The sequence below is a fragment of the Methylophaga sp. OBS3 genome, from assembly GCF_026319325.1.
Taxonomy (GTDB): Bacteria; Pseudomonadota; Gammaproteobacteria; order Nitrosococcales; family Methylophagaceae; genus Methylophaga.
Window position 1 is genome coordinate 356,070 of sequence record NZ_JAPDMU010000003.1, and the last position, 22,620, is coordinate 378,689.

Annotated in this window: 17 protein-coding genes; 9 read left to right on the forward strand and 8 right to left on the reverse strand. The window is 44.4% G+C overall.

Going from position 1 to position 22,620, the window contains the following annotated elements; genetic code table 11:
- Nucleotide 1: 1 nt before the first annotated feature.
- The 3 genes from OMP94_RS08465 to ung are packed head-to-tail and all read right to left on the reverse strand — an operon-like array spanning nt 2 to nt 4,512.
- Nucleotides 2-1,897 carry an ATP-binding cassette domain-containing protein gene (locus OMP94_RS08465; protein WP_266277846.1) on the reverse strand — a complete coding sequence of 632 codons (1,896 nt, stop codon included), beginning with the start codon at nt 1,895-1,897 and terminating at the stop codon, nt 2-4.
- Nucleotides 1,897-3,783, reverse strand: a complete 1,887-nt coding sequence (locus OMP94_RS08470; RefSeq protein WP_266277847.1) for an ATP-binding cassette domain-containing protein — start codon at nt 3,781-3,783, stop codon at nt 1,897-1,899. The genes OMP94_RS08465 and OMP94_RS08470 overlap by 1 nt, the downstream gene beginning before the upstream one ends.
- Nucleotides 3,784-3,828: 45 nt before the next feature.
- Nucleotides 3,829-4,512 (reverse strand): uracil-DNA glycosylase, encoded by a 684-nt coding sequence (gene ung, locus OMP94_RS08475; protein WP_266277848.1) that lies wholly within the window; start codon nt 4,510-4,512, stop codon nt 3,829-3,831.
- 162 nt (nt 4,513-4,674) lie between these two features.
- On the opposite strand from ung, the gene OMP94_RS08480 reads away from it, so the two are divergent.
- From OMP94_RS08480 to OMP94_RS08500, 5 genes are all read left to right on the forward strand, one after another.
- Nucleotides 4,675-5,721 carry a response regulator gene (locus OMP94_RS08480; RefSeq protein WP_266277849.1) on the forward strand — a complete coding sequence of 349 codons (1,047 nt, stop codon included), beginning with the start codon at nt 4,675-4,677 and terminating at the stop codon, nt 5,719-5,721.
- Nucleotides 5,693-9,229: a transporter substrate-binding domain-containing protein gene (locus tag OMP94_RS08485; RefSeq protein WP_266277850.1), complete on the forward strand. Its 3,537-nt coding sequence runs from the start codon at nt 5,693-5,695 to the stop codon at nt 9,227-9,229. Before OMP94_RS08480 ends, OMP94_RS08485 begins: the two co-directional genes overlap by 29 nt.
- A gap of 64 nt (nt 9,230-9,293) precedes the next feature.
- The gene (msrB, locus tag OMP94_RS08490; RefSeq protein WP_266277851.1) at nt 9,294-9,692 is read left to right on the forward strand and encodes a peptide-methionine (R)-S-oxide reductase MsrB; all 399 of its coding nucleotides are present in this window, start codon (nt 9,294-9,296) and stop codon (nt 9,690-9,692) included.
- On the forward strand, nt 9,679-9,942 hold the full coding sequence (locus OMP94_RS08495) for a GIY-YIG nuclease family protein (protein WP_266277852.1): 264 nt from the start codon (nt 9,679-9,681) through the stop codon (nt 9,940-9,942). The genes msrB and OMP94_RS08495 overlap by 14 nt, the downstream gene beginning before the upstream one ends.
- A gap of 51 nt (nt 9,943-9,993) precedes the next feature.
- Nucleotides 9,994-11,589 carry an ABC-F family ATPase gene (locus tag OMP94_RS08500; protein ID WP_266277853.1) on the forward strand — a complete coding sequence of 532 codons (1,596 nt, stop codon included), beginning with the start codon at nt 9,994-9,996 and terminating at the stop codon, nt 11,587-11,589.
- A gap of 59 nt (nt 11,590-11,648) precedes the next feature.
- On the opposite strand, the gene OMP94_RS08505 is transcribed toward OMP94_RS08500, so the two are convergent.
- Nucleotides 11,649-11,858 (reverse strand): dodecin, encoded by a 210-nt coding sequence (locus OMP94_RS08505; protein WP_266277854.1) that lies wholly within the window; start codon nt 11,856-11,858, stop codon nt 11,649-11,651.
- Between the two features lie 271 nt (nt 11,859-12,129).
- Between OMP94_RS08505 and OMP94_RS08510 the strand changes: the two genes are divergently transcribed.
- The 4 genes from OMP94_RS08510 (at nt 12,130) to def (ending at nt 16,508) form a co-directional block, all read left to right on the forward strand.
- A complete protein-coding gene (locus OMP94_RS08510) occupies nt 12,130-13,911 on the forward strand; it encodes a DEAD/DEAH box helicase (RefSeq protein ID WP_266277855.1) in 1,782 nt (593 codons plus the stop codon).
- A gap of 59 nt (nt 13,912-13,970) precedes the next feature.
- Complete coding sequence (locus tag OMP94_RS08515) at nt 13,971-15,200, forward strand: nucleoside recognition domain-containing protein (RefSeq protein WP_266277856.1); 1,230 nt, start codon at nt 13,971-13,973, stop codon at nt 15,198-15,200.
- 128 nt (nt 15,201-15,328) lie between these two features.
- Nucleotides 15,329-15,970 (forward strand): 2OG-Fe(II) oxygenase, encoded by a 642-nt coding sequence (locus OMP94_RS08520; RefSeq protein WP_266277857.1) that lies wholly within the window; start codon nt 15,329-15,331, stop codon nt 15,968-15,970.
- A gap of 1 nt (nt 15,971) precedes the next feature.
- The gene (def, locus tag OMP94_RS08525) at nt 15,972-16,508 is read left to right on the forward strand and encodes a peptide deformylase (protein WP_266277858.1); all 537 of its coding nucleotides are present in this window, start codon (nt 15,972-15,974) and stop codon (nt 16,506-16,508) included.
- A 16-nt stretch (nt 16,509-16,524) separates the two neighbouring features.
- On the opposite strand, the gene OMP94_RS08530 is transcribed toward def, so the two are convergent.
- The 4 genes from OMP94_RS08530 to OMP94_RS08545 all read right to left on the reverse strand — a co-directional run bounded on the left by OMP94_RS08530 (nt 16,525) and on the right by OMP94_RS08545 (nt 22,604).
- Nucleotides 16,525-17,595: a DUF3549 family protein gene (locus tag OMP94_RS08530; protein ID WP_266277859.1), complete on the reverse strand. Its 1,071-nt coding sequence runs from the start codon at nt 17,593-17,595 to the stop codon at nt 16,525-16,527.
- Between the two features lie 3 nt (nt 17,596-17,598).
- On the reverse strand, nt 17,599-18,825 hold the full coding sequence (gene argJ / locus OMP94_RS08535) for a bifunctional glutamate N-acetyltransferase/amino-acid acetyltransferase ArgJ (RefSeq protein WP_266277860.1): 1,227 nt from the start codon (nt 18,823-18,825) through the stop codon (nt 17,599-17,601).
- The gene (secA, locus tag OMP94_RS08540) at nt 18,825-21,554 is read right to left on the reverse strand and encodes a preprotein translocase subunit SecA (RefSeq protein ID WP_266277861.1); all 2,730 of its coding nucleotides are present in this window, start codon (nt 21,552-21,554) and stop codon (nt 18,825-18,827) included. Before secA ends, argJ begins: the two co-directional genes overlap by 1 nt.
- Nucleotides 21,555-21,689: 135 nt before the next feature.
- Complete coding sequence (locus OMP94_RS08545) at nt 21,690-22,604, reverse strand: M23 family metallopeptidase (protein WP_266277862.1); 915 nt, start codon at nt 22,602-22,604, stop codon at nt 21,690-21,692.
- Nucleotides 22,605-22,620: the final 16 nt, after the last annotated feature.

The following is a 22,620-nucleotide window of genomic DNA, read 5'->3' on the forward strand; positions in this document are numbered from 1 at the left end:
GTCAGCCATTTTGCTTTTCTTCCAATTCTTCCCATAACGCATAGGCGGCTTCTAACTCACTCGTTAGAGTCGCCAATTCATCTTGGGCTTTTTGCATCGCTTCAGCACTTTGCTCATAAAATGCAGGAGATGACATGGTCTCATTCATCTGCATTTGTTGAGCTTCTAAGGTCTCAATCTTAGCCGGCAATGCTTTAAGATCTAACTGCTGTTGGTAAGTTAACGCTGACTTTTTCTTTTCAGGTTTTGCTACCGGTTTGGTACTTGTTGCTGGTTTCGCAGTAGCTGCTTTTTCTGCCAACTCTGCTTTTTGTCGTAGCCAATCATCGTAGCCACCAACGTATTCTCGCAGACTGCCGTCCTCATCAAAAACGATGCTACTGGTCACCACATTATTTAAGAAACTACGATCATGGCTGACCAATAATAACGTGCCACTGAAGTTCGCAAGTAAATCTTCTAATAACTCTAATGTCTCGGCATCGAGATCATTGGTCGGTTCGTCCATAACCAATAAGTTGGCAGGTTGAGTAAATAGTTTGGCTAACAGTAGTCGGTTACGTTCCCCACCCGATAATGCTTTGACCGGAGTCCGCGCCCGCTCAGGGGTAAACAAGAAGTCTTGTAGGTAACCAATAATATGTTTTCGACTACCTCCGACTTCAACAAAGTCCCTACCTTGCCCGACGTTATCAACCACACTTGCCTGCTCATCAAGCTGGCTACGTAATTGATCAAAATAGGCGATCTGTAAATTGGTACCTTGTTTTACCGTACCAGTTTCTGGTTTTTCACGGCCTAATAAAATCGACAATAGTGTACTTTTGCCACAACCGTTAGGGCCAATAATACCGATACGGTCGCCACGCTGAATCAGTGTTGTGAAGTCTTTAAATAAAGTACGGCCATCGTAGGACTGACCAATATCTTCAACCTCAACCACTAACTTACCGCTACGATCTGCTTCTTGCAGTTGCATGCTGACATTACCTTGCAACTCACGGCGTTGGCTTCGTTCTTTACGTAATTTCTCTAAAGCTCTAACACGCCCCTCATTACGGGTACGACGCGCTTTAATGCCTTGGCGAATCCAGACTTCTTCCTGGGCTAGCTTTTTATCAAACTGGGCATTTTGCTCAGCTTCTGCCGCCAGCATGGCTTCACGTTTAGCCAAGAAGTTTTGATAGTCACCAGGAAAACTACTTACTTGGCCACGGTCCAACATCACGATACGCGTCGCCAAAGCTTGTAAAAAGCTACGGTCATGGGTGATAAACAAAAGTGTGCCACCATAACTTTTCAAGAAAGCTTCCAGCCACATGATCGAGGCAATATCCAAATGGTTAGTTGGCTCGTCTAATAGCAAAATATCAGGCGATTTCACTAATGCTTGTGCCAACAACACACGACGTTTCATCCCGCCCGACAAGCTTGAAAACTCAACACTCGGATCGAGTGATAGTTTGGAAATAACCGTTTCGACTTGTTGCTCAAGAGACCAACCATCCACAGCTTCAAGTTGGTGTTGTGCTTTTTCAAGTTTCGCTAGTACCGCTTCACTACTGTCATGTTGTAACTGCTGAACAATGTGATGGTAGTTCACCAATAATGGCGCTATGTCGCCCAGCCCCATGGCAACCACATCATAAATACTGCCTTTAGTACCGGCAGGAACTTCTTGTTCCAGTCTGGCAATTTTTAGGCTATTAATCCCTGCCATCTCGCCAGAGTCAGGCAAGATTTCACTGGCAATGACTTTCATCAACGTAGACTTACCAGCACCGTTTCGACCAACAAGACAAACACGCTCACCTTTATCAATTTGGAAATCGATTTTGTCGAGTAGGTTAGGACCGCCAAAGCTGACAGTAATTTGTTTAAGTTGTAATAAAGCCATTAATCCACTTCTTGCGCTGCGCGCTCTAATTGTTCGTTGGCATCAAGCCAATCTAATTCGGTTTGTTCCATTTCAGCTTTGCATTCCGCTTGCTGTTGTAACAAATTCTTCAATTTATCTTTGTTTGCTGCGTCGTATAACTCTGGCTCGGCCAGGGCAGACTCTAAGGTTTGTAATTGCTGATGCAATTTATCCATTGCCTGCTCAGCGGCTTGCACCAGCTTACGAAGAGGCTGTAATTTTTGCCGCTGTTGCGCCGCAGCTTGTCTATCTGCTTTTTTATTATTGGCTGGTGCGACTTTGTCGACTTCCTCATTGCCTTTGTTTAAGCGTAATAAACGGTAGTCTTCCAAATCGCCATTAAATGGTTCGGCTTTGCCATCCGCCACCAACCACAAGTCATCACTGACATTTCTTAGGAAATAGCGGTCATGGGAAACCACAACCAAAGCGCCTTCAAACTCTTGCAGTGCCATCGTTAACGCCAGACGCATTTCTAAATCTAAATGGTTGGTTGGTTCGTCAAGTAACAATAACGCTGGTCTTTGATAAACCAATAAAGCCAGTACTAAACGGGCTTTTTCACCACCAGAGAATGGTGCGACTTTTTGTAACGCATTATCACCGTGAAAACCAAAACCACCTAAGAAATTACGTAGCTCTTGTTCAGGCGCTTCTCTATCCAAACGCTGTAAATGTTGTAGTGGAGAATCTTCGGGTCTTAGTTGCTCAAGCTGGTGCTGAGCAAAATAGCCAATTTCAATGTCTTTGCCTTCACGACGCTTTCCCGCAAGTGCCGTTAACTCACCTGCAATTAACTTTATCAGTGTGGATTTACCGGCACCGTTTGGCCCTAATAAAGCAATACGATCCCCTGCACTTAAACTAAGCTGCACATTGTCTATAAGCGGCTGTTCACCATAGCCAACACTGGCTTTATCTAAAGCCAAAATGGGCGTGGTTAATCTTCTCGGTTCAAAAAAGCTAAAGTGAAACGGCGAATCAACATGCGCTGGCGCAATTTTTTCCATGCGTTCTAACGCTTTTACCCGGCTTTGTGCTTGTTTTGCTTTGGTGGCCTTAGCCTTAAACCGATTTACAAAACTACGGATATGCGCAATCTCACGTTGCTGCTTGTCATGTGCTGCTTGTTGATTAGCTAAATGCTCAGCACGCGCTTGTTCAAAGTCACTGTAGTTACCGCTATACACTTTGATAGCTTGTTGCTCGATGTGAGCGATTTGATTAACCACACGATCCAAAAACTCACGATCATGCGAAATCACCAACATCGTGCCTTGGTATTGGCGTAACCACTCTTCCAGCCAGTAAACCGCTTCTAGATCTAAGTGATTGGTTGGCTCGTCTAATAACAATAAGTCACTTCGACACATCAATGCCTGCGCCAAGTTTAAGCGCATTCGCCATCCACCCGAAAAAGCACGCACAGGTTGGGTTTGCTGTTCTGGTGAAAAGCCAAGTCCATGCAATAATTTGGCAGCACGACTACGGCCGGTATAACCATCAATCATGGCGAGTCTGTCGTGCAACAGCGTTTGCTGATGACCATCACCCGCAGCTTCGGCATCAGCCAAAGCATTTAATAGACTACTTAATTCAGCATCGCCCTCTAAAACATAGTCAATGGCCAGGGTATCGACCGCCGGTGTTTCTTGTGCAACATGCGCAATCACCCAACTGGTTGGGAACGATAACTCACCAAGATCGGGGTGTAATTGCCCGCGAATCATCGCGAATAGGCTCGATTTACCCGTACCGTTGGCACCCGTTAAACCGACGCGCTGTCCCGGATGGATCAGCATATTGGCTTGTTCAAAAAGTAGCCGTGGTCCACGGCGAAGAGAGAGTTGGCTAAGCTTAATCATGGCGCGAATTGTAACGGATAGTGCAGTCTATCGCAGGGTGTTTTTTTAAACGCTGACAGGAAGTTGCCAATCAATCGGTGTTTTCCCTGACAGGCGAAGATAATGATTGGCCATACTAAAATGCTTACAGCCTAGAAAACCACGATGCGCTGATAATGGCGATGGATGCGGTGCTTTAAGAACACAATGTTTTTCTGTATCGATCATCGCGCCTTTTTTCTGAGCATAACTGCCCCACAACATAAAGACCACGCTGTCACATTGAGCATTAACGGTTGCAATGATTTTATCGGTGAATTGCTCCCAGCCCTTGCCCTGATGCGCATTGGCGTTACTCTCCTCAACCGTTAACACAGCATTGAGTAACAACACACCTTGCTGTGCCCAGCTTTCCAGATAACCATGATTAACCGGCGTTGCATCTACATCTGTTTTTAATTCCTTGTAGATATTCATTAACGAGGGCGGCACTTTAACGCCCGGCATCACTGAAAAACACAGTCCATGCGCTTGCCCGGGTTGGTGATAAGGATCCTGTCCCAAAATCACTACTTTTACTTTGGATAAAGGGGTAACCTCTAGCGCATGAAACCAATTCTGCGAGTGCGGATAAATCACCTTGTTCGCCTGCTTTTCCTGCTTAAGAAAAGCTTTAAGTTGCTGCATGTAGGGTTGTTCAAACTCGTCATTTAATGCAGTTTGCCACTCAGGGGCCTTTTCAAGCGCCATGTCCATCTCCAAATTAATCAGACGACAATGCTAACACTTTGTTGGCCCTGAAAAATCAATGACGACTAGTCGATAGACAAGCCCGAAGACTACTGTTAGATTTGTATCCATCTCAAGCGACTAGCAATGGATGTTGGTAACTGCGATCGAAGGATATGACCAATGGCTGATTCTGCACGTGTACTGATTGTAGATGATGTACCTGATAATATTCAGGTAGCGATGAATTTTCTCAAGGAAGAGGACTACGATTTATCGTTTGCGACGCGAGGCCAAGAAGCCCTCTCACTGATGCAAGAGCACGACTATGACTTAGTGCTGCTTGACATCATGATGCCTGAAATGGACGGCTATGAAGTCTGTCGCATCATGAAAAAAGACAGTCGTCTTCGCAATATTCCCGTTATTTTTGTTACCGCTAAAGTCGATGTCGACTCTATTTCTCAAGGCTTTCAAGCGGGTGCTGTAGATTATTTGTGTAAGCCTTTCCACGCCGAAGAGCTACTTGCTCGAGTGAAAACGCACCTCAACTTATATCGTGCACAAAGACTCCTGCAACAAAACAACCTCAGCCTACAAAGTAAACTCGAATTCAATCAGCGCCGTCTTCTCAGCGAACTTGAGCATAATCAAATCGAAATGATCTATGTGTTAACCGAGTTGATGGAATCTACTTCCGATGAAACTGGCAAACACATTCGTCGCGTTTCCGAGTGCTGTCGGCTGTTAGCCTTGTATCACGAGAGTTTGACCGACGAAGATGCTGATGTACTTTTTCATGCATCCCCCATGCATGACATTGGCAAAATCACGATCCCGCATGACATTTTGCATAAACCGGGCAAGCTCTCTGCTGAAGAATTTGCCACCATGCAAACGCATACCACCCGTGCTTACGATATTCTCAAGCAATCCAAACGACGTTACACCAAGGCAGCAGCCATTATTGCTCATCAACACCATGAGAGATGGGATGGTTCTGGTTACCCTCAAGGTCTAAAAGGCGAAGCCATTCATATCTACGGCCGTATCGTAGGTATCATTGATGTATTTGATGCTCTCTTACACAAACGTGTCTACAAAGAAGCGTGGTCATTCGATGACACTTTCGATTATTTAGCCGCCAATAGTGGTAGCCACTTCGATCCTTACCTGGTGACGCTAATGTTGGAACACCGGGATGAATTTGCTGCCATCATCAAGCAGTAAGCTCCTCGCTTTTATTTTGTTGTGTTGGCCAGTTCTGGTCAGTGCTTTAACGTTTACTGATAGAGAAGAAGCCTATATTGCTTCAAATCCGGTCATTAAGTTGGGTGCTGATTTCAGCTGGGCGCCTTATGACTTTGAAAATGACGACGGTGAACATGATGGTATTGCTGCTGACATTTTAGCGTTGGTCGCCGAAAAAAGTGGTCTGACGTTTGAAGTCATTCCCGATGTATGGGCAGATACCATGTCACGTTTACAAGCTGGTGAAGTCGTTGGCCTCACCTGCGCGGCCGAAACGCCTGATCGTAGAGACTACCTTAATTTCACACTTCCTTATGTCAGCATGTCCCTAGGGATATTGGTGCAGTCAGATCGGCAAGATATTAAAGGCATAGAGCAACTAAACGATAAAACCGTCGCTTTAAATAAAGGCTCTTACTTGCATGAATGGATGCAGCAAAATTACCCGCAAATTGAGTTATTTCTCACAAGCTCTAATGATGAAGCCATTGAAGCGGTGTCATTTTCTAAAGCTGATGCCTATATCGGCAATATTGCTGTGGCAACAAGAATCATGCAGCAACGCTACCTTTCCAACCTCAAAGTTGTTGGCAAACTGCCGGGATTAACTACCGATACCAGCATCGCGATTGCTAAAAATCACCCCGTGCTGTTTAGCATTATTGAAAAAACATTGGCGTCAATTACAGCCGAAGAAAAACAAAAGATCACAGGCAAGTGGTATTTCAGTTCAAGTGATGGTGAAGCCTTTGAAATATTGTCATCACAACGCGCCAAACTAAGACTAAACGAACGTGAAAAACGTTGGATTGAAGCTAATAGTGTCATAAAAATAGGTGTTGACCCGGCTTGGCCCCCTTTTGATTTTGTTGAAAACGGTATTCACCGCGGGGTTAGTGCAGACTATTTAAAAATCATCAGTGAACTCACAGGGCTAACTTTTCAACAAGCCGACTTAGCGGATTGGACTTCTGTTTTAGCTGCTGCCCGAAATGGCGAGATAAATCTCATTGCCGCATTATCTGAAAATAACGAGCGCAAAACCTTTTTGGATATGTCCCAGCCCTACGCCAATTACCCTATGGCTGTCGCCACATCTCATTATGGCTACCTTACCAGCTTGGAATCTTTTACTGATAAAAGAGTGGCCGTGGTAAAAGACTATTATTCCGAATCATTGCTAAAAAGCTATTACCCCAGCATCCAGCCAATTTATGTCAACAATGCTGCTGAAGGTCTTGAGTTATTGGTTGATAAAAAAATTGATGCCTACTTCGATAACATCGCCTCGATTAGTTTTAATGCTTTAAATCTTGGTCTCAGCCATATCAACACCTCGATCATTGATGAGTTCTCATCCCCTCTCAACTTTGGCGTTATCAAAGGCCAGCCAGAGCTGCTCTCGATTTTAAATAAAGCGTTGCACGTCATCTCAGATGAGCAACATCTTGAAATCAAACAACGCTGGATGTCACTTCGGACCATTGAAACAACTGATTACAAATTATTATTAGAAATCGCCGGTGTCATGTTGCTGTTTTTATTAGCGAGCTTTTACTGGATAAGAAAACTGCATGATGAAGTACAAAAGCGACGAACCTCTGAACAACGACTTCGTGAAAGCCAAAACCAGCTATCCCGCCTTATAAATGCCATGCCCATGACGTTGCTGGTTACAGAGCGCCAGACCGGCGGCATCATGTTAGCGAATGATTTTAGTTACATGGAATTAGGTTTTAATGAGTCTCAACGGCCTGACCTGACCATCAGCGACTTCTACAATTCGGCCGATGAAGCAAAAAAAATCGCAGCCAAGTTAAATCAAAATGGTGAAATCCGTAATGAGATGGTCGAATTAAAACCGCTTTACGGCAATATCATTCACACCTTGCTCACCATTATTAGCATTGATTATCAAGGAATTCCTGCTTATTTGTGCTTCTTTATGAATATGAATGAACGTATTGAGCTTGAGCGTTCATTGATACTGGCAAAGTCTGATGCTGAGGCTGCCAATCATGCCAAATCGCAATTTTTAGCGAATATGAGTCATGAAATTCGTACACCAATGAATGCCATTCTGGGCTTTACTGAATTGCTGGATGAACAAGTTCAAGCACCACGACTCAAATCATTTATTAAAACCATCCAAAGTGCCGGCAATACTTTGCTGATGTTGATTAACGATATTCTCGATCTATCAAAAATCGAAGCTGGCAAATTACAAATCAACAAAACTGCCGTCGATCCGCATCAGTTATTTGATGAAATCACCAATATGTTTGTTTTGCAGGTACGCAATAAAGACTTGTCTTTACAGCTCGAAGTTGATGATGAGTTACCTCATGGCTTACTACTTGATGCCACACGATTAAGACAAGTACTGTTTAACCTAGTGGGTAATGCCGTTAAATTCACTGAACATGGCTGTGTCCGGCTCAGTGTCAAAGCGAAAAATATTGATGATCACTTAAGTAAACTCGATCTCCATATCGAAGTGGCTGACTCGGGTATCGGTATTCCAGCAGACGAAATCCATCATATTTTCGAGTTATTTGCTCAACAATCTGGGCAAGACTATCGAAAATATGGTGGCACCGGTTTAGGCCTGTCGATTACTCGCCGTTTAGTTGAAATGATGGGTGGAACCATTACTGTTACCAGCACCGTTGGCGAAGGGGCTTGCTTTAAAATCATCTTGCCTCAAATTGATATCGCGGCTATCGCACAAGACAAACAGCGCCAGCAAGTGCTGGGCTTTGATGCTAGACAAATTCAATTTAAACCTGCCACCATCCTAATTGTTGACGATATCAGTCATAACCGTGAATTAATCCGTCAGCATTTTATGGACAGTGCGATATCAACTCTTGAAGCAGAAAATGGTCAACTTGCCGTCGAGGCGGTGGTCGCTAACCCGCCAGATTTGGTGTTAATGGATATCCGTATGCCAGTCATGGATGGCTACGAAGCAGCGAAACAAATCAAAGCACACTCACCTCATTTGCCGGTCGTGGCATTAACTGCGTCAGTAATGCGTGATGAACACGAAGCACAAAACTTAGCCTTCTTTGATGGCTATTTACGTAAGCCCGTTTTACGCCACGAACTGATGCAAATGCTCAGTCAGTTTTTAGCTAATGATATGGTGGATATACCTGTTGAACATCATGTCGAAGAAGACTTTGGTGAACTAGACCACCAACAATTGCGTAGTTTAATTGCATTATTGAAAGCCACACCACATGAGCATTGGCTTCGAGCCAAACAAACTAACAGTCTCAGTGATATCAAAGATTTTGCTCGTGAGATTAAATTGGCAGCAGCAACCTATCAAGTGCCCGCTCTCGATAGGTTTGCCAGTCAGCTAAACGAACGAATAGACGCCTTTGATATTCAAGGCATGCAGCAATTGCTCCGTGACTTTGATCAGTTACTGGATAATTTGCACTTGGTGCTTCAGCAACAGCCTATCGAAAAAATCTGAACCACAGCTGCACAATGATTGTCATTGGATTAGAATATGTTGAATCCAACGATGGCAGTTAAAGATGTTAATTAAAGAGCATAAAACGGATGCCGAGTGGCAAAAAGAGCTCACTGCAGAGCAATATCGGGTTACTCGACAAGCAGGTACTGAAGCCCCTTTTTCAGGTCAATATTATCAACATAAAGCCAATGGCCAATATCACTGTATTTGTTGTGATGCGCCGTTATTTAAATCAGATGATAAGTTTGATGCGGGATGTGGTTGGCCAAGTTTTTCATCCCAAATCGAACATGGTGTCGTCACCCATCATGCAGACTACAGTCATGGCATGAACCGTACTGAAGTGCGCTGCCAAAGTTGTGAGGCACATTTGGGACATGTTTTTGATGATGGCCCAGCACCGACCGGTTTACGCTACTGCATCAACTCAGTTGCGATAGATTTTCATGGCAAAGAGTGACTGGACGCTTTACATCATCGAAGCTGAAAACGGACATTTATATACAGGCATCACCACCGACCTAACACGTCGGCTTATACAACATCAAAATAAACGTGGCGGCGCTAAATTTTTTCACAGCAGTGCTGCCAAACAACTGGTTTATCAAGAAAATCATCCCGATCGTAGTAGCGCCAGTCGACGCGAAGCCGCAATTAAGAAGCTCTCCCGACAGGCCAAACTTCAACTTATCGGCAATCATTCAAAGTAGGTATAATGGGCGGTTTTTTCCGCTAAATACCGCTTCCTGCGAGGTTTTTCCGTGCTCAGCACCGCTAATATCACCATGCAATTTGGGGCTAAACCCCTATTCGAAAACGTCTCCGTAAAATTCGGCGACGGCAACCGTTACGGCCTGATTGGCGCCAATGGTTGTGGTAAATCCACATTTATGAAGATTCTTGCTGGCGTTCAAGAGCCTACTTCAGGCAACGTCATGCGTGATCCTAATGAGTCATTTGCTGTCTTGAAACAGGATCAATTTGCTTACGAAGACCAACGTGTTATTGACGTGGTCATCATGGGAGATAAAGCGCTTTGGGAAGTCCATCACGAACGCGATCGCATCTATAGCCTGCCAGAAATGAGTGAAGAAGATGGTCTAAAAGTTGCCGAACTTGAAGGCCAATACGCTGAAATGGACGGCTATACCGCTGAATCACGTGCAGGTGAATTACTCTTAGGTGTAGGCATTCCTGTCGAGCAACATTATGGCCCGATGAGTGAAATCGCACCGGGTTGGAAATTACGTATTTTGTTGGCGCAAGTACTGTTCGCAGATCCTGATATTTTGCTACTCGACGAACCGACTAACCACTTGGACATCAACACCATTCGTTGGTTAGAAGATGTGTTAAGCCAACGTAATAGCACCATGATTATCATCTCGCATGATCGTCACTTCCTAAACCAAATCTGTACTCATATGGCAGATATGGATTATGGTGAATTACGTATTTATCCGGGCAACTATGATGAATACATGACCGCTTCAACGCAGGCTAGAGAACGCCTGCAAGCTGATAATGCGAAAAAGAAAGCACAGATCAAGGAGCTGCAAGAATTCGTCTCTCGCTTCTCTGCTAACGCATCAAAAGCCAAACAAGCGACCTCACGTCAAAAACAAATGGAAAAGATCCAGCTTGAAGACATCAAACCTTCAAGTCGTGTGAATCCTTTTATTCGTTTTAACCAAGATAAAAAATTGTTCCGTAATGCGCTGGAAGTCAGCAGTATTTCGCAAGGTTATGATGGCGAAAGCAAGTTGTTTGATAAATTCAGCTTTATGGTGGAAGTTGGTGAAAAAATCGCGGTTATCGGTCCAAACGGTATCGGTAAAACGACACTGGTAAAAACCTTAATGGGTGATTTAGCACCTAAATCAGGTGATGTGAAATGGTCCGAAAATTCTAATATTGGTTATTACGCCCAAGACCATGATCACTTGTTCAAAAATGACCTTACGTTATTTGAATGGATGAGCCAATGGGCGGGTCCAGAAGATGATGAGCAAGTTATTCGCGGCACACTAGGTCGTTTGCTTTTTTCTGGCCATCAAATCGATAAAAAAGCCAGTGTACTTTCTGGTGGTGAAAAAGGTCGGATGTTATTTGGCAAATTGATTTTGCAAAAGCCAAACATCTTGATCATGGACGAACCGACTAACCATATGGATATGGAATCGATCGAATCATTAAACATGGCACTTGAGCAGTATGAAGGCACGTTAATTTTCGTGTCACATGACCGTGAATTTGTATCCTCTTTGGCCACCCGAATTTTTGATATGGAAGTTGATGGTATTACCGACTTCTCAGGTACTTATGATGAGTACTTACGTAGTCAAGGTATTAACTAAGCCAATAATAAAAAGCCCGCTTCAAGCGGGCTTTTTATATCACTAGATTGGTTTGATAATTAATCTTCCAGACGAAAACCGACTTTAATCGTTACCTGCCAGTACTTCACTTTGCCTTCTTCGATATAGCCACGGGTATCAATCACCTGAAACCAATGCATCATGTGTACAGTTTGCGCAGCTTTCTCAATCGCATTTTCAATCGCTTTATCTGAGCTTTCCGTTGAGCTGCCGGTAATTTCAATATGTTTGTAGGTATGTTCAGTCATGTTTTACTCCTTGTTAAATCAGCACTAAAAACGCAATGTTCTTTTTAACAGCCATCATCACTTTTGACCATAACATCAAGCAAACGCTTCATGGAAAATGGGTCATCAGCTAAACTTCATCACAATCTTTCATCTGTACTTTCACAAAGTGCTACCGAATGAATAAATAAATGATTTTTATATCTTTTACAGCAACCTACCGGTATAATCCGCACCTTGCTTACATCCCAAGACAGTTTTGCTCGCAAAACTGCTTTTCACAGGTTACCCCATGTCTACAGAACAATTCGATGCGACGCCCTCATTCAGTGAGTTAGGGCTGGCCCCCGCTATTTTGCAAGCGGTCCAACAAGCTGGTTACGAAACCCCATCACCGATTCAAGCGCAAAGCATCCCGCCTTTATTAGAAGGCCGCGATTTATTAGGTCAGGCACAAACTGGTACAGGTAAAACCGCCGCGTTTTCTTTGCCGTTATTGAGCCGCTTAGATCTCAAAAGCAAAACAACACAATTATTGGTATTGGCACCCACACGCGAATTAGCGATTCAGGTTTCTGAAGCGATGCAGGCGTACGCCAAGCATCTGAAAGATTTCCACATCCTGCCGATTTATGGCGGCCAAAGCATGGGTATCCAATTGCGTTCTTTGCAACGTAATCCGCAAGTCGTTGTTGGTACGCCAGGTCGTATTTTGGACCATATTCGTCGCGGCACGTTGAAACTGGCCAAACTGCAAGCGCTGGTTCTTGATGAAGCTGACGAAATGTTACGTATGGGCTTTATTGATGATGTTGAAACCATCCTTAAAGAAACACCAGAAAGCCGTCAGGTCGCTTTATTCTCTGCAACAATGCCAGGTCCAATTCACCGTGTTGCTCAGAATTATCTGAAAGACCCGGTTGAAGTCCGCATCAAGACCAAAACATCAACCGTTACCACGATTACCCAACGTTATTGGCAAGTCTCAGGTTTACACAAGCTTGACGCCCTAACGCGTATTTTGGAAGTCGAAGATTTCGACGGCATGATTATCTTCGTGCGCACTAAAAATGCCACTGTTGAACTGGCTGAAAAACTAGAAGCCCGAGGTTACTCTGCAGCTGCATTAAATGGTGATATGAACCAAGCGCTGCGCGAAAAAACTATCGAGCGCATGAAAAAAGGTGGTATCGATATCCTTATCGCGACTGACGTTGCTGCACGTGGTTTAGATATTGAACGCATGAGCCACGTTGTAAACTACGATATTCCTTACGATACGGAGTCTTACGTTCACCGAATTGGCCGTACCGGTCGAGCTGGCCGTAAAGGTGAAGCCATTTTATTTGTTTCACCACGTGAAAAACGCATGTTGGGCGCTATTGAAAAAGCGACCCGCCAAACGATTACACGCATGCAGCTGCCAAGTACTGAAGAAATTGCAGATCGTCGTGTCATGCAATTTATGGAAACATTGACTGAAACTATCGAATCACAAGACCTCGCGTTTTTTGAAACCATGATCAGCCAATACCAGCAAGAGCATAATGCTGACCCAACTGAAATTGCTGCAGCATTGGCATTCTTAGTACAAAAAGATCGTCCATTAAATCCTGTGAAACATGTTAGCGAACGTGCCCCACGTGAAGAACGCGCGCCATCTGAAAAACGTTTCCGTGAAGATCGTCCGCCTCGTGGTGAAGCAAGGCCACCACGCGCACATCCTAAAGAAGCTGATATGGATACCTACCGTGTCGAAGTAGGTCGTGCTGACAATGTTGAGCCAAGAAACTTGGTTGGTGCTATCGCTAATGAAGCTGGTATTGAAAGCCAATTCATTGGTCGTATTACCATCAATGAAGACCACAGTCTGATCGATTTGCCTCAAGGCATGCCAAAAGATATTTTCCAACACCTGCGTAAAGTGTGGGTCGCAAACAAACCAATGAATATGAGTTTGGCGACTGACGAAGATATTTCTGCCAACAACAATAACAACCCACGTAAACGCTTTAAGAAAGATCGTCCAGCAGGTAAAAGCGGCGATAAACGACCGAAGAAATTTAAGAAATAATCGATTAAAAAGTCACTGCTTGCAGTGACTTTTTTTTTGAGCGTGCCACAATAGCCAGCATGCTAAATATTATCTGGATTGCCTTTTTCCTTATCGCCTTTGCCGTTGCGCTATTTAAGCTATTGGTATTAGGTGATACCGAAATATTCAGTCAGATGATGCAGGCCTTATTTGCCCTCTCTAAAACTGCATTTGAAATTGCTATAGGTTTAACCGGCATTTTGGCCTTATGGCTTGGCATCATGAAAATCGGTGAGCGTAGCGGTTTTATTGAATGGCTGACTAAAGGCCTGACACCACTTTTTGTACGCTTAATGCCTGAAGTACCCAGAAATCACCCGGCACTAGGCGCTATGGTGATGAATATTTCAGCCAATGCTTTGGGACTCGATAATGCCGCTACGCCGCTTGGCATTAAAGCCATGCAAGAGCTGCAAAAGTTAAACCCTTTCAAAGATACCGCCAGCAATGCCCAAATATTGTTTCTGGTGATTAACACATCAGCCGTCACGTTATTTCCTGTCACCATTTTCACCTATCGGGCACAGATGGGTGCAGTCAATCCAACAGACGTATTTATCCCATTACTAATCGCGACTTATTGTTCCACTCTAATCGGATTATTAACCGTCGCAGCTGTCCAGAAAATTAATCTACTCGATCGTGTCGTAATGACTTACTTAGTCGGTATCAGTGCTGTGGTTTTTGGCATCTTGGCTTACTTTGCCAGCTTGAGTCAGCAGCAGATGCTGGTGCAGTCTGCCATGATTAGCAATATCGTTATTTTTACGTTAGTTATTGCTTTTATTGCCGCCGCCGCTTGGCAAAAAGTAAATGCCTACGAGGCGTTTATTGAAGGCGCCAAAGATGGCTTTGAAACCGCGGTGATGATTATTCCCTATTTAGTCGCTATGTTGGTGGCAATAGGTGTATTTCGAGCTAGTGGTGCTTTAGATTTATTGGCTGATGGTGTCCGTAATGTTGTTTTATACTTTGGTATGGATGATCGCTTTATTGATGCCTTACCCACCGCTTTAATGAAGCCATTTAGTGGTAGCGGTGCCCGCGCCATGATGATTGATACCATGGAAGTACATGGTGCTGATTCATTTGCTGGCAGGTTATCGTCAATTGTCCAAGGCAGTACTGAAACCACATTTTATGTACTTGCCGTTTATTTCGGCGCAGTTGGTATTCGCAAAGTACGTCATGCTGTTGGCTGTGGTTTAGCTGCTGATCTTGCAGGGATCACCGCAGCAATATTTATCGCTTATTGGTTCTTTGGCTAATCGCGTATTACAGCACAAAATAAAATCTACTTTTTTGTGTGATTTCTGCTACATTTTATCGCCCTTTCAAGGGCTTGGACTTATCAGCATGATGTTGGTAGGCCATTGTGTGATGGAGAAATTGCGCATTGAATGCCCCACTTCTTATCGATCCTGCTTTACTGGATCAGATTGCTGACCAACTCGCTGAAACTGGCTACTGCGTCTTACCGCAGTTATTACCTTTACCGCTAAATCATGATTTGTATCGTCGTGTTGCCAGACTTGATGATCACAACGCATTAAGCCTAGCAGGCATTGGCCGTGAACAAGAGTTTCAACTGAACACCGAAATTCGCAAAGATGAAACACGTTGGTTAACTGATTCTCACCCAATTGATACCGCCTACCTTGCAGCGATGTCGGCATTTCGATTAGCGATGAATGAACGACTTTTTTTGGGCTTATTTGATTATGAAGCCCATTACGCCCATTACGGACCTGGCGCATTTTATAAACGCCACGTTGATGCATTTAAAGGTCAATCTAACCGTATTCTGACAACGGTCTTGTATCTGAATCCTGATTGGCAGTCACAAGATGGTGGCCAACTGGTGATTTACCAGCCAGATAGTGATGCTATAGTGGCGACAGTTGAACCAGAAATCGGTACCTTTGTGGTGTTTTTGAGTGAGCAATTTCCGCATGAAGTATTACCATGCAAAAATGACCGTTACAGCATTGCCGGCTGGTTCCGTACCCATGATCCTATGCAGGCACCACTAATCTAAAATGGCACTTCCAGACTGGCAAATTCTTGAACTTGGTCATCCCAAACTACGTAAGCTCGCACAGCCTGTAACAAATATTCACTCGCTAGAATCGCAAGAGCTGTTGGATGATTTATTAACGTTTGTTGCCCAAAAGCAAGGTATGGGCATCGCCGCCCCACAAGTTGGCATTAATCAACAGATTTTTATCATGTGCAGCCATCCCAACCAGCGCTATCCTCATGCGCCGTTAATGGAACCCACTTGTGTCATTAATCCAATGATTTTGCAGAGTAGTGAAGAGACAGAAAAAGGCTGGGAAGGTTGTTTAAGTATTCCCGGTATGCGGGCGCTAGTGCCGAGATCCACATCCGTTAGCGTGCGTTATATGACGAGAGATGGTGAAACTATAGAAACAACTTATGACGGATTTCTCGCGAGAATTTTTCAGCACGAGAATGATCATCTCCATGGCCGTTTATTTATTGACCGTGCAGAATCGACCTTAGATTTGATGACCGAGAAGCAATGGCGTCAGGCCATTTTGGGTGAACAATAAAACGCTACGCTAAAGTTTAGCGACCAAACATCTCACCAACTGCCACTGTTAAAGCCTCTGAGCGGCTTTCTGAGCGGATACTTTGCATTAATGGCGTTCTGATGCCCGGTAAGTACAATAAATCAGCCAAAAGCTGACTAAAGCCAGGTTGGCCGGCATTATTTTCAGCTAACTGCTCACAATACAACCGTGCAAGTTCCAAATCGGCTAGCCAAGTCCAGCAGCGTCCACCAATGACTGCCAGCACTTCAACATCTTTACTCACATCATGTGTCAGTGTTTGCTCAAGCATTTGATTAACTAAGACCGTTTCTTGACTATGACTGACCGCACGTAAACACGCCGCTATTTTGGGAATATCTGGCTGAGAAGCTTGTAGGGCTTTACTTAAAATTGCTGCAAAAGCTTCAACCAATGTTTTTGGTGTTTGGGTATTTTCCAAAAAACTGCACAAGGTTTGAAACGGCACTGCTGGCAAATTAGCGAGATTATCTGCTAAGGCCTTTACCTCATTTTCTGCAGTTAAACGCACAGCAAAATCGGCCACACCTTGCATCGCCAGTTGTTGCCAATTATCGGCAGTCATTTGCCCTGTGAAGTATTGCTGTGCCAAGTCGAAGTATTGTGAAGGCGGCAACTGTAATTGCGATGTTGCCAAGGCATTAAACGCAGCCATCTTCTCTTCGCGTGGCTTAAATGTGTAAGGGCTATCTTTTAACGCACCCTCAATTTTCTGGCCATCGGCTGCGGCCATCATTGACTCACCAACGCGATCTAACAGCATCATTAAAAATGCATCTCGCGCTTGCGGTATTAATAAACCTTGTTCGTCTAACGGTAATTTTAAAAACCAGACGTAACGATGCTCGATTCGGTTGGCATCCCAAAAAATAACACCAACAAGCGCATGTCGTTGTAAGGGATAGGCATAAGCTTGTTTACAACGCTCAAATTGCTCAAACATTTCTGATGATAGCGAAACCACTCGGCGGCCCATATCGAATAATTGATATTGGGCGCCACTGTGCTGAAAAAAAGCACTTAATGTTGTGATTGGGTTTTCTTGTAAAGGTGGTGCTTCAGACATGTATTAGGTGCGGTACTCAGCGTTAATTTTGACGTAGTCATAGGAAAAGTCGCAGGTCCAAACCAAGTCTTCTGCTTGGCCACGGCCTAAGGTGATATGGATGGTAATTTCACTTTGGTCCATGACTTGCTGACCTTTTGTTTCTGTGTAATCCACATCAGGCTGACCACCCGTGACGATAGCTACATCATCAAGCGCAATATCAATTTTACTTAAATCTAGGTTATCCAAACCGCTACGACCAACGGCAGCAAGAATACGTCCCCAGTTTGGATCAGAGGCGAATAACGCTGTCTTGACTAAAGGCGAATGGGCAATGGTATAAGCCACTTGTCGGCATTCACCGGCATCTGCGCCGCCATGCACATTAATCGCAATAAACTTGGTAGCACCTTCGCCATCGCGAACGATAGCTTCAGCCAAAAAGCGGCTAAGCTTATTGAGAGCCATCATGAATGACTTAGCATCATCACTCTCTAGAGAACCTATTTCGGCATTACCGGCTTTACCCGTTGCTATCAACACGCAAGCATCGTTGGTTGAGGTATCGCCATCAACGGTAATCCGATTAAAAGATTGGTCCATTGATTGTTTAAGAAAGCTATTTAAAACCGTTTCGCTAATCGCAGCATCGGTTGCGATATAAGACAACATGGTTGCCATATCCGGACGGATCATGCCCGCGCCTTTAGCGATTCCCGTCAAGGTAACGGTTTGACCACCAAGCTGGCACTCAACACTTTGCGCCTTGGCAATCGTATCGGTAGTCATAATTGCATTCGCCGCAGCGAACCAATTATCAGCTTGCAAATCTGCGACCGCAGAAGGTAATACTGTTTCAATCTTTTCGACAGGCAATTGTTGACCAATCACACCCGTTGAAAATGGTAAGACCGATTGCGCGCTGACATGGGTTAGAGAAGCCACTGCCTGACAGCTACGTTTTGCGGCCTGCATACCCAAATCACCGGTACCGGCATTGGCATTACCGGAATTAATCAGCAGATAACGAGGGCTAGCTTGTTGTTGATGTTCTCGACATAACACGACCGGGGCAGCGCAAAACGCATTGCGTGTATAAACCGCTGCGGTATGGCTACCCTCTGCAATTTCAATCAGCACCAAATCTTGTCGGCCAGGCTTTTTAATACCAGCACTTGCCGTTGCCAATCTTACGCCCTCAATAGGCTTGAGGTCTGCCGCCACAGGTGGCAACAAATTAACGGCCATTAACTTACCTGTCCGTGACAGTTTTTAAACTTCTTACCACTGCCACATGGGCAAGCTTCATTACGGCCTACTTTGCGACCATCGCGTGTGACAGGTTGACTCGCTGTTGGCAAATCCTGGTCTTCCTCTTCAGCCTGCATAGAAGAGGCATCAGCATGTTGGTATTCAACTTCTGTATTTTGGCTACGCTGTGCTTCGACTGCTTCCACATCAGAAGGTGCACGCACTTGGACGCGTGAAATTAAGCTGATGACATCATGTTTGATACTAGACAACATCGCTGTAAATAGCGAAAAAGCTTCACGTTTATACTCTTGCTTAGGATCTTTCTGAGCATAACCACGAAGGTTAATACCCTGACGTAAGTAATCCATTTGTGCCAAATGTTCTTTCCACTGTGAGTCCAGTGTTTGCAACATGATGGCCTTTTCAAAGTGACGCATTAACTCAGCACCCACTTGCTCTTCTTTTGCTTGGCAAGCTGACTCTGCAGACTCAATGATTTTCTCACGCAATGTTTCTTCATAGAGCGTGTCATCAGACTCTAACCAACCACTGATATCCAACTCTAAGGCAAAGTCTTCACGCAATACTTGCTCAAGGCCTGGAATATTCCATTGCTCATCGATACTGTTTGGTGGAATGTACAGACTAATGACATCGTTCATAACACTACGACGCATGCTAACGACAGCCTCTGACATATCGTCTTTTGCCATCAATTCATTACGTTGCTCGTAAACCACTTTACGCTGGTCATTGGCGACATCGTCAAACTCCAGCAATTGTTTACGAATATCGAAGTTATGACCTTCAACTTTACGCTGTGCATTTTCGATGGCACGGCTTACCCATGGATGTTCAATCGCTTCACCCTCTTCCATACCCAGTTTTTGCATCAGTGCCGCCATACGGTCTGAGGCAAAAATACGCATCAGGTTATCTTCAAGAGACAAGTAAAAACGGGTTGAACCTTTGTCGCCTTGGCGACCAGAACGACCACGTAACTGGTTATCAATACGACGTGACTCATGACGCTCGGTACCGATGATGTGTAAACCGCCGGCTTCTAAAACGGCATCATGACGTTTTTGCCATGCTGCTTTAAGGCTGGCTTTTTGTTCGCTAGTCGCATTTTCGTCCAGTGCATCAAGCTCAGCGTCTAAACTACCACCTAGAACGATATCGGTACCACGACCCGCCATGTTAGTGGCGATAGTGACAGCACCAGGTTGACCAGCTTGGGCGATAATTTGGGCTTCACGTTCATGGAACTTAGCATTCAGAACTTCATGCGGAATTTTGGCTTTGGTCAGCAGTTTATCGAGATATTCAGAGCTTTCGATTGAGGCCGTACCAACCAAAACAGGTTGTTTACGTGCGACACATTCTTTGATGTCTTCGATAATCGCATCATATTTTTCTTTCGCGGTTAGATAAATACGATCTGCTTCATCTATACGTTGCATAGGACGATGTGTTGGAATAACGACAACTTCCAAACCATAGATTGATTGCAACTCGTATGCTTCTGTATCCGCAGTACCCGTCATACCTGACAGTTTGTCGTACAGACGGAAGTAGTTCTGGAAGGTAATCGATGCCAACGTTTGGTTTTCGTTTTGTATCTTAACGTTTTCTTTCGCTTCAACCGCTTGATGTAAACCTTCAGACCAACGACGACCTGGCATGGTACGACCGGTAAATTCATCAACGATAACAACTTGGTTATCTTGGACGATGTAATCAACATCACGTTGGAATAATACGTGTGCTCTTAAAGCCGCAGTCACGTGATGCATCAGACCAATATTGGCTGCGTCATAGAGGCTGGCATCTTCAGCAAGTAAACCAGCTTGGGTCAACAGATTTTCAATCTTTTCATGACCCGCTTCAGTAAAGTGAACCTGTTTATTTTTTTCATCAACGGTGTAATCACCAGGCTTGATGACTTCAAGGGTATCACCTTCGCCTTTGGTTTCTTCTCTATCAAGGCTAGGAATAAGTTTGTTAATTTCTTGGTAACGCTCAGAGCTATCTTCAGCCGGACCAGAAATAATTAATGGGGTACGCGCTTCGTCGATAAGAATCGAGTCAACTTCGTCGATAACCGCAAAGTTGAGTTCACGTTGCACTTTGTCTTCACTACGGAACGCCATGTTGTCACGCAGGTAGTCAAAGCCAAACTCGTTATTGGTACCGTAGGTAATATCTGCAGAATACGATAAACGACGTTCTTCACTACTCATACCACTGACAATAACGCCAGTAGATAAACCTAAGAAACCGTATAGCTTGCTCATCCAAGCAGCGTCACGACGAGCAAGATAATCATTCACGGTAATGACATGAACACCTTTACCCGGTAAGGCATTTAAATATACCGCTAATGTCGCAACCAGCGTTTTACCTTCACCGGTTTTCATTTCAGCAATTTTGCCCTGGTTTAACACCATACCGCCGATGAGCTGTACATCGAAATGACGCATTTCCATCGTGCGTTTACCCGCTTCTCGTACTACAGCAAATGCTTCCGGCAAAATATCATCTAACGATGCGCCATCTGCTAATCGCTGACGAAACTCAACGGTTTTAGCAGCTAATGCCGCATCATCTAATTCAGCATAGATGGGCTCAAGCTCATTAACTTGCGTGACCGTTTTTTGTAATTTTTTAACGACACGCTCATTACGACTACCGAAGAGCTTACTGAAGATATTGCCTACCATGACTAAACTTACCTGTTGATGTACGCAGCGTATGCGGTGAAGTTGATAAATCGCGTGATTATAACGCGGACAGCAGTCAAGATCGAAACCTTGTCTGCTTGTTTATTTGGCGACGAAAAACTGGATTACAAGTGCTTATTCAGTATCAGTGTAACTGTAAGGATTAACTGACTTACCATCTTTAAGCACTTCAAAGTGTACGTGAGGACCTGTAGAACGGCCTGTTGAGCCCATTAGCGCAATAACATCACCTTTAGCAACGCGGTCACCGGCTTTAACTTTGATGGTTTTACTATGTGCATAACGCGTCATGTAACCATTACCGTGATCGATTTCAACTAGACCACCGTAACCGCCTTTCATACCTGCCCAACTGACAATACCGTCAGCTACGCTAAGCACTGAACTACCGGTTTTACCAGCAAAGTCGATACCATCATGAAAGACACGTTTTCCGTTAAATGGGTCTACACGGTACCCATAGAATGATGAAATCCAACCATGTTCGATTGGACGACCTGTAGGAATAGCTGATGTAATGCTCTCGCTGGTCAACAGATATTCCTGCAAAGCGGCCAATGTATCTTGTTGGCTGGCAAACTCTTCGTTCAAACTGGCGATGCCTTTTTCAAGCTCTTCACTAGTTAATAGACTCGCATCACGCTCGATACCGCCCATACCCGGTCCAAGATCGAGTTCAAATTCGGTTGTCTCAAATCCAGCAACTTCAGCAAGACGCTGACTGAGCATTTTTAATCTGATTGCTTCGGCTTGGAGTCCGCCGAGTTGTTGTGCATAAAAGCCTTCTAAGGCTTCATTCTCTGTCGTATTTGAGGAGACTGATTGGTGAATCGCAGGGGTGGAGAGTAAATTTGCAGTCGGGAATGGCGTATTATCTGATGGAGCGGGTGGGTTGAGCCAGTTCATTACACCTAGGGTGGCGCCGGCAATGACTGATGTCAGCATTAAAGCCAGCAAAATTAGTCTCGTTCGACTAAGATGCCAGTGTTTATGGCCCGCATTATTGGCCGGTATAATTATGATCTGCATTGTTTATGCTCAGTCT

Excerpts from the sequence above, each read along its gene's own strand:
- OMP94_RS08510 (WP_266277855.1), top strand. The coding sequence starts at position 12,130 with ATGTCTACAGAACAATTCGATGCGACGCCCTCATTCAGTGAGTTAGGG.
- ung (WP_266277848.1), bottom strand. The coding sequence starts at position 4,512 with ATGGCGCTTGAAAAGGCCCCTGAGTGGCAAACTGCATTAAATGACGAG.
- OMP94_RS08545 (WP_266277862.1), bottom strand. The coding sequence starts at position 22,604 with ATGCAGATCATAATTATACCGGCCAATAATGCGGGCCATAAACACTGG.
- OMP94_RS08515 (WP_266277856.1), top strand. The coding sequence starts at position 13,971 with ATGCTAAATATTATCTGGATTGCCTTTTTCCTTATCGCCTTTGCCGTT.
- msrB (WP_266277851.1), top strand. The coding sequence starts at position 9,294 with ATGTTAATTAAAGAGCATAAAACGGATGCCGAGTGGCAAAAAGAGCTC.
- OMP94_RS08465 (WP_266277846.1), bottom strand. The coding sequence starts at position 1,897 with ATGGCTTTATTACAACTTAAACAAATTACTGTCAGCTTTGGCGGTCCT.
- OMP94_RS08480 (WP_266277849.1), top strand. The coding sequence starts at position 4,675 with ATGGCTGATTCTGCACGTGTACTGATTGTAGATGATGTACCTGATAAT.
- OMP94_RS08485 (WP_266277850.1), top strand. The coding sequence starts at position 5,693 with ATGAATTTGCTGCCATCATCAAGCAGTAAGCTCCTCGCTTTTATTTTG.
- secA (WP_266277861.1), bottom strand. The coding sequence starts at position 21,554 with ATGGTAGGCAATATCTTCAGTAAGCTCTTCGGTAGTCGTAATGAGCGT.
- OMP94_RS08495 (WP_266277852.1), top strand. The coding sequence starts at position 9,679 with ATGGCAAAGAGTGACTGGACGCTTTACATCATCGAAGCTGAAAACGGA.
- def (WP_266277858.1), top strand. The coding sequence starts at position 15,972 with ATGGCACTTCCAGACTGGCAAATTCTTGAACTTGGTCATCCCAAACTA.
- OMP94_RS08505 (WP_266277854.1), bottom strand. The coding sequence starts at position 11,858 with ATGACTGAACATACCTACAAACATATTGAAATTACCGGCAGCTCAACG.
- OMP94_RS08530 (WP_266277859.1), bottom strand. The coding sequence starts at position 17,595 with ATGTCTGAAGCACCACCTTTACAAGAAAACCCAATCACAACATTAAGT.
- argJ (WP_266277860.1), bottom strand. The coding sequence starts at position 18,825 with ATGGCCGTTAATTTGTTGCCACCTGTGGCGGCAGACCTCAAGCCTATT.
- OMP94_RS08470 (WP_266277847.1), bottom strand. The coding sequence starts at position 3,783 with ATGATTAAGCTTAGCCAACTCTCTCTTCGCCGTGGACCACGGCTACTT.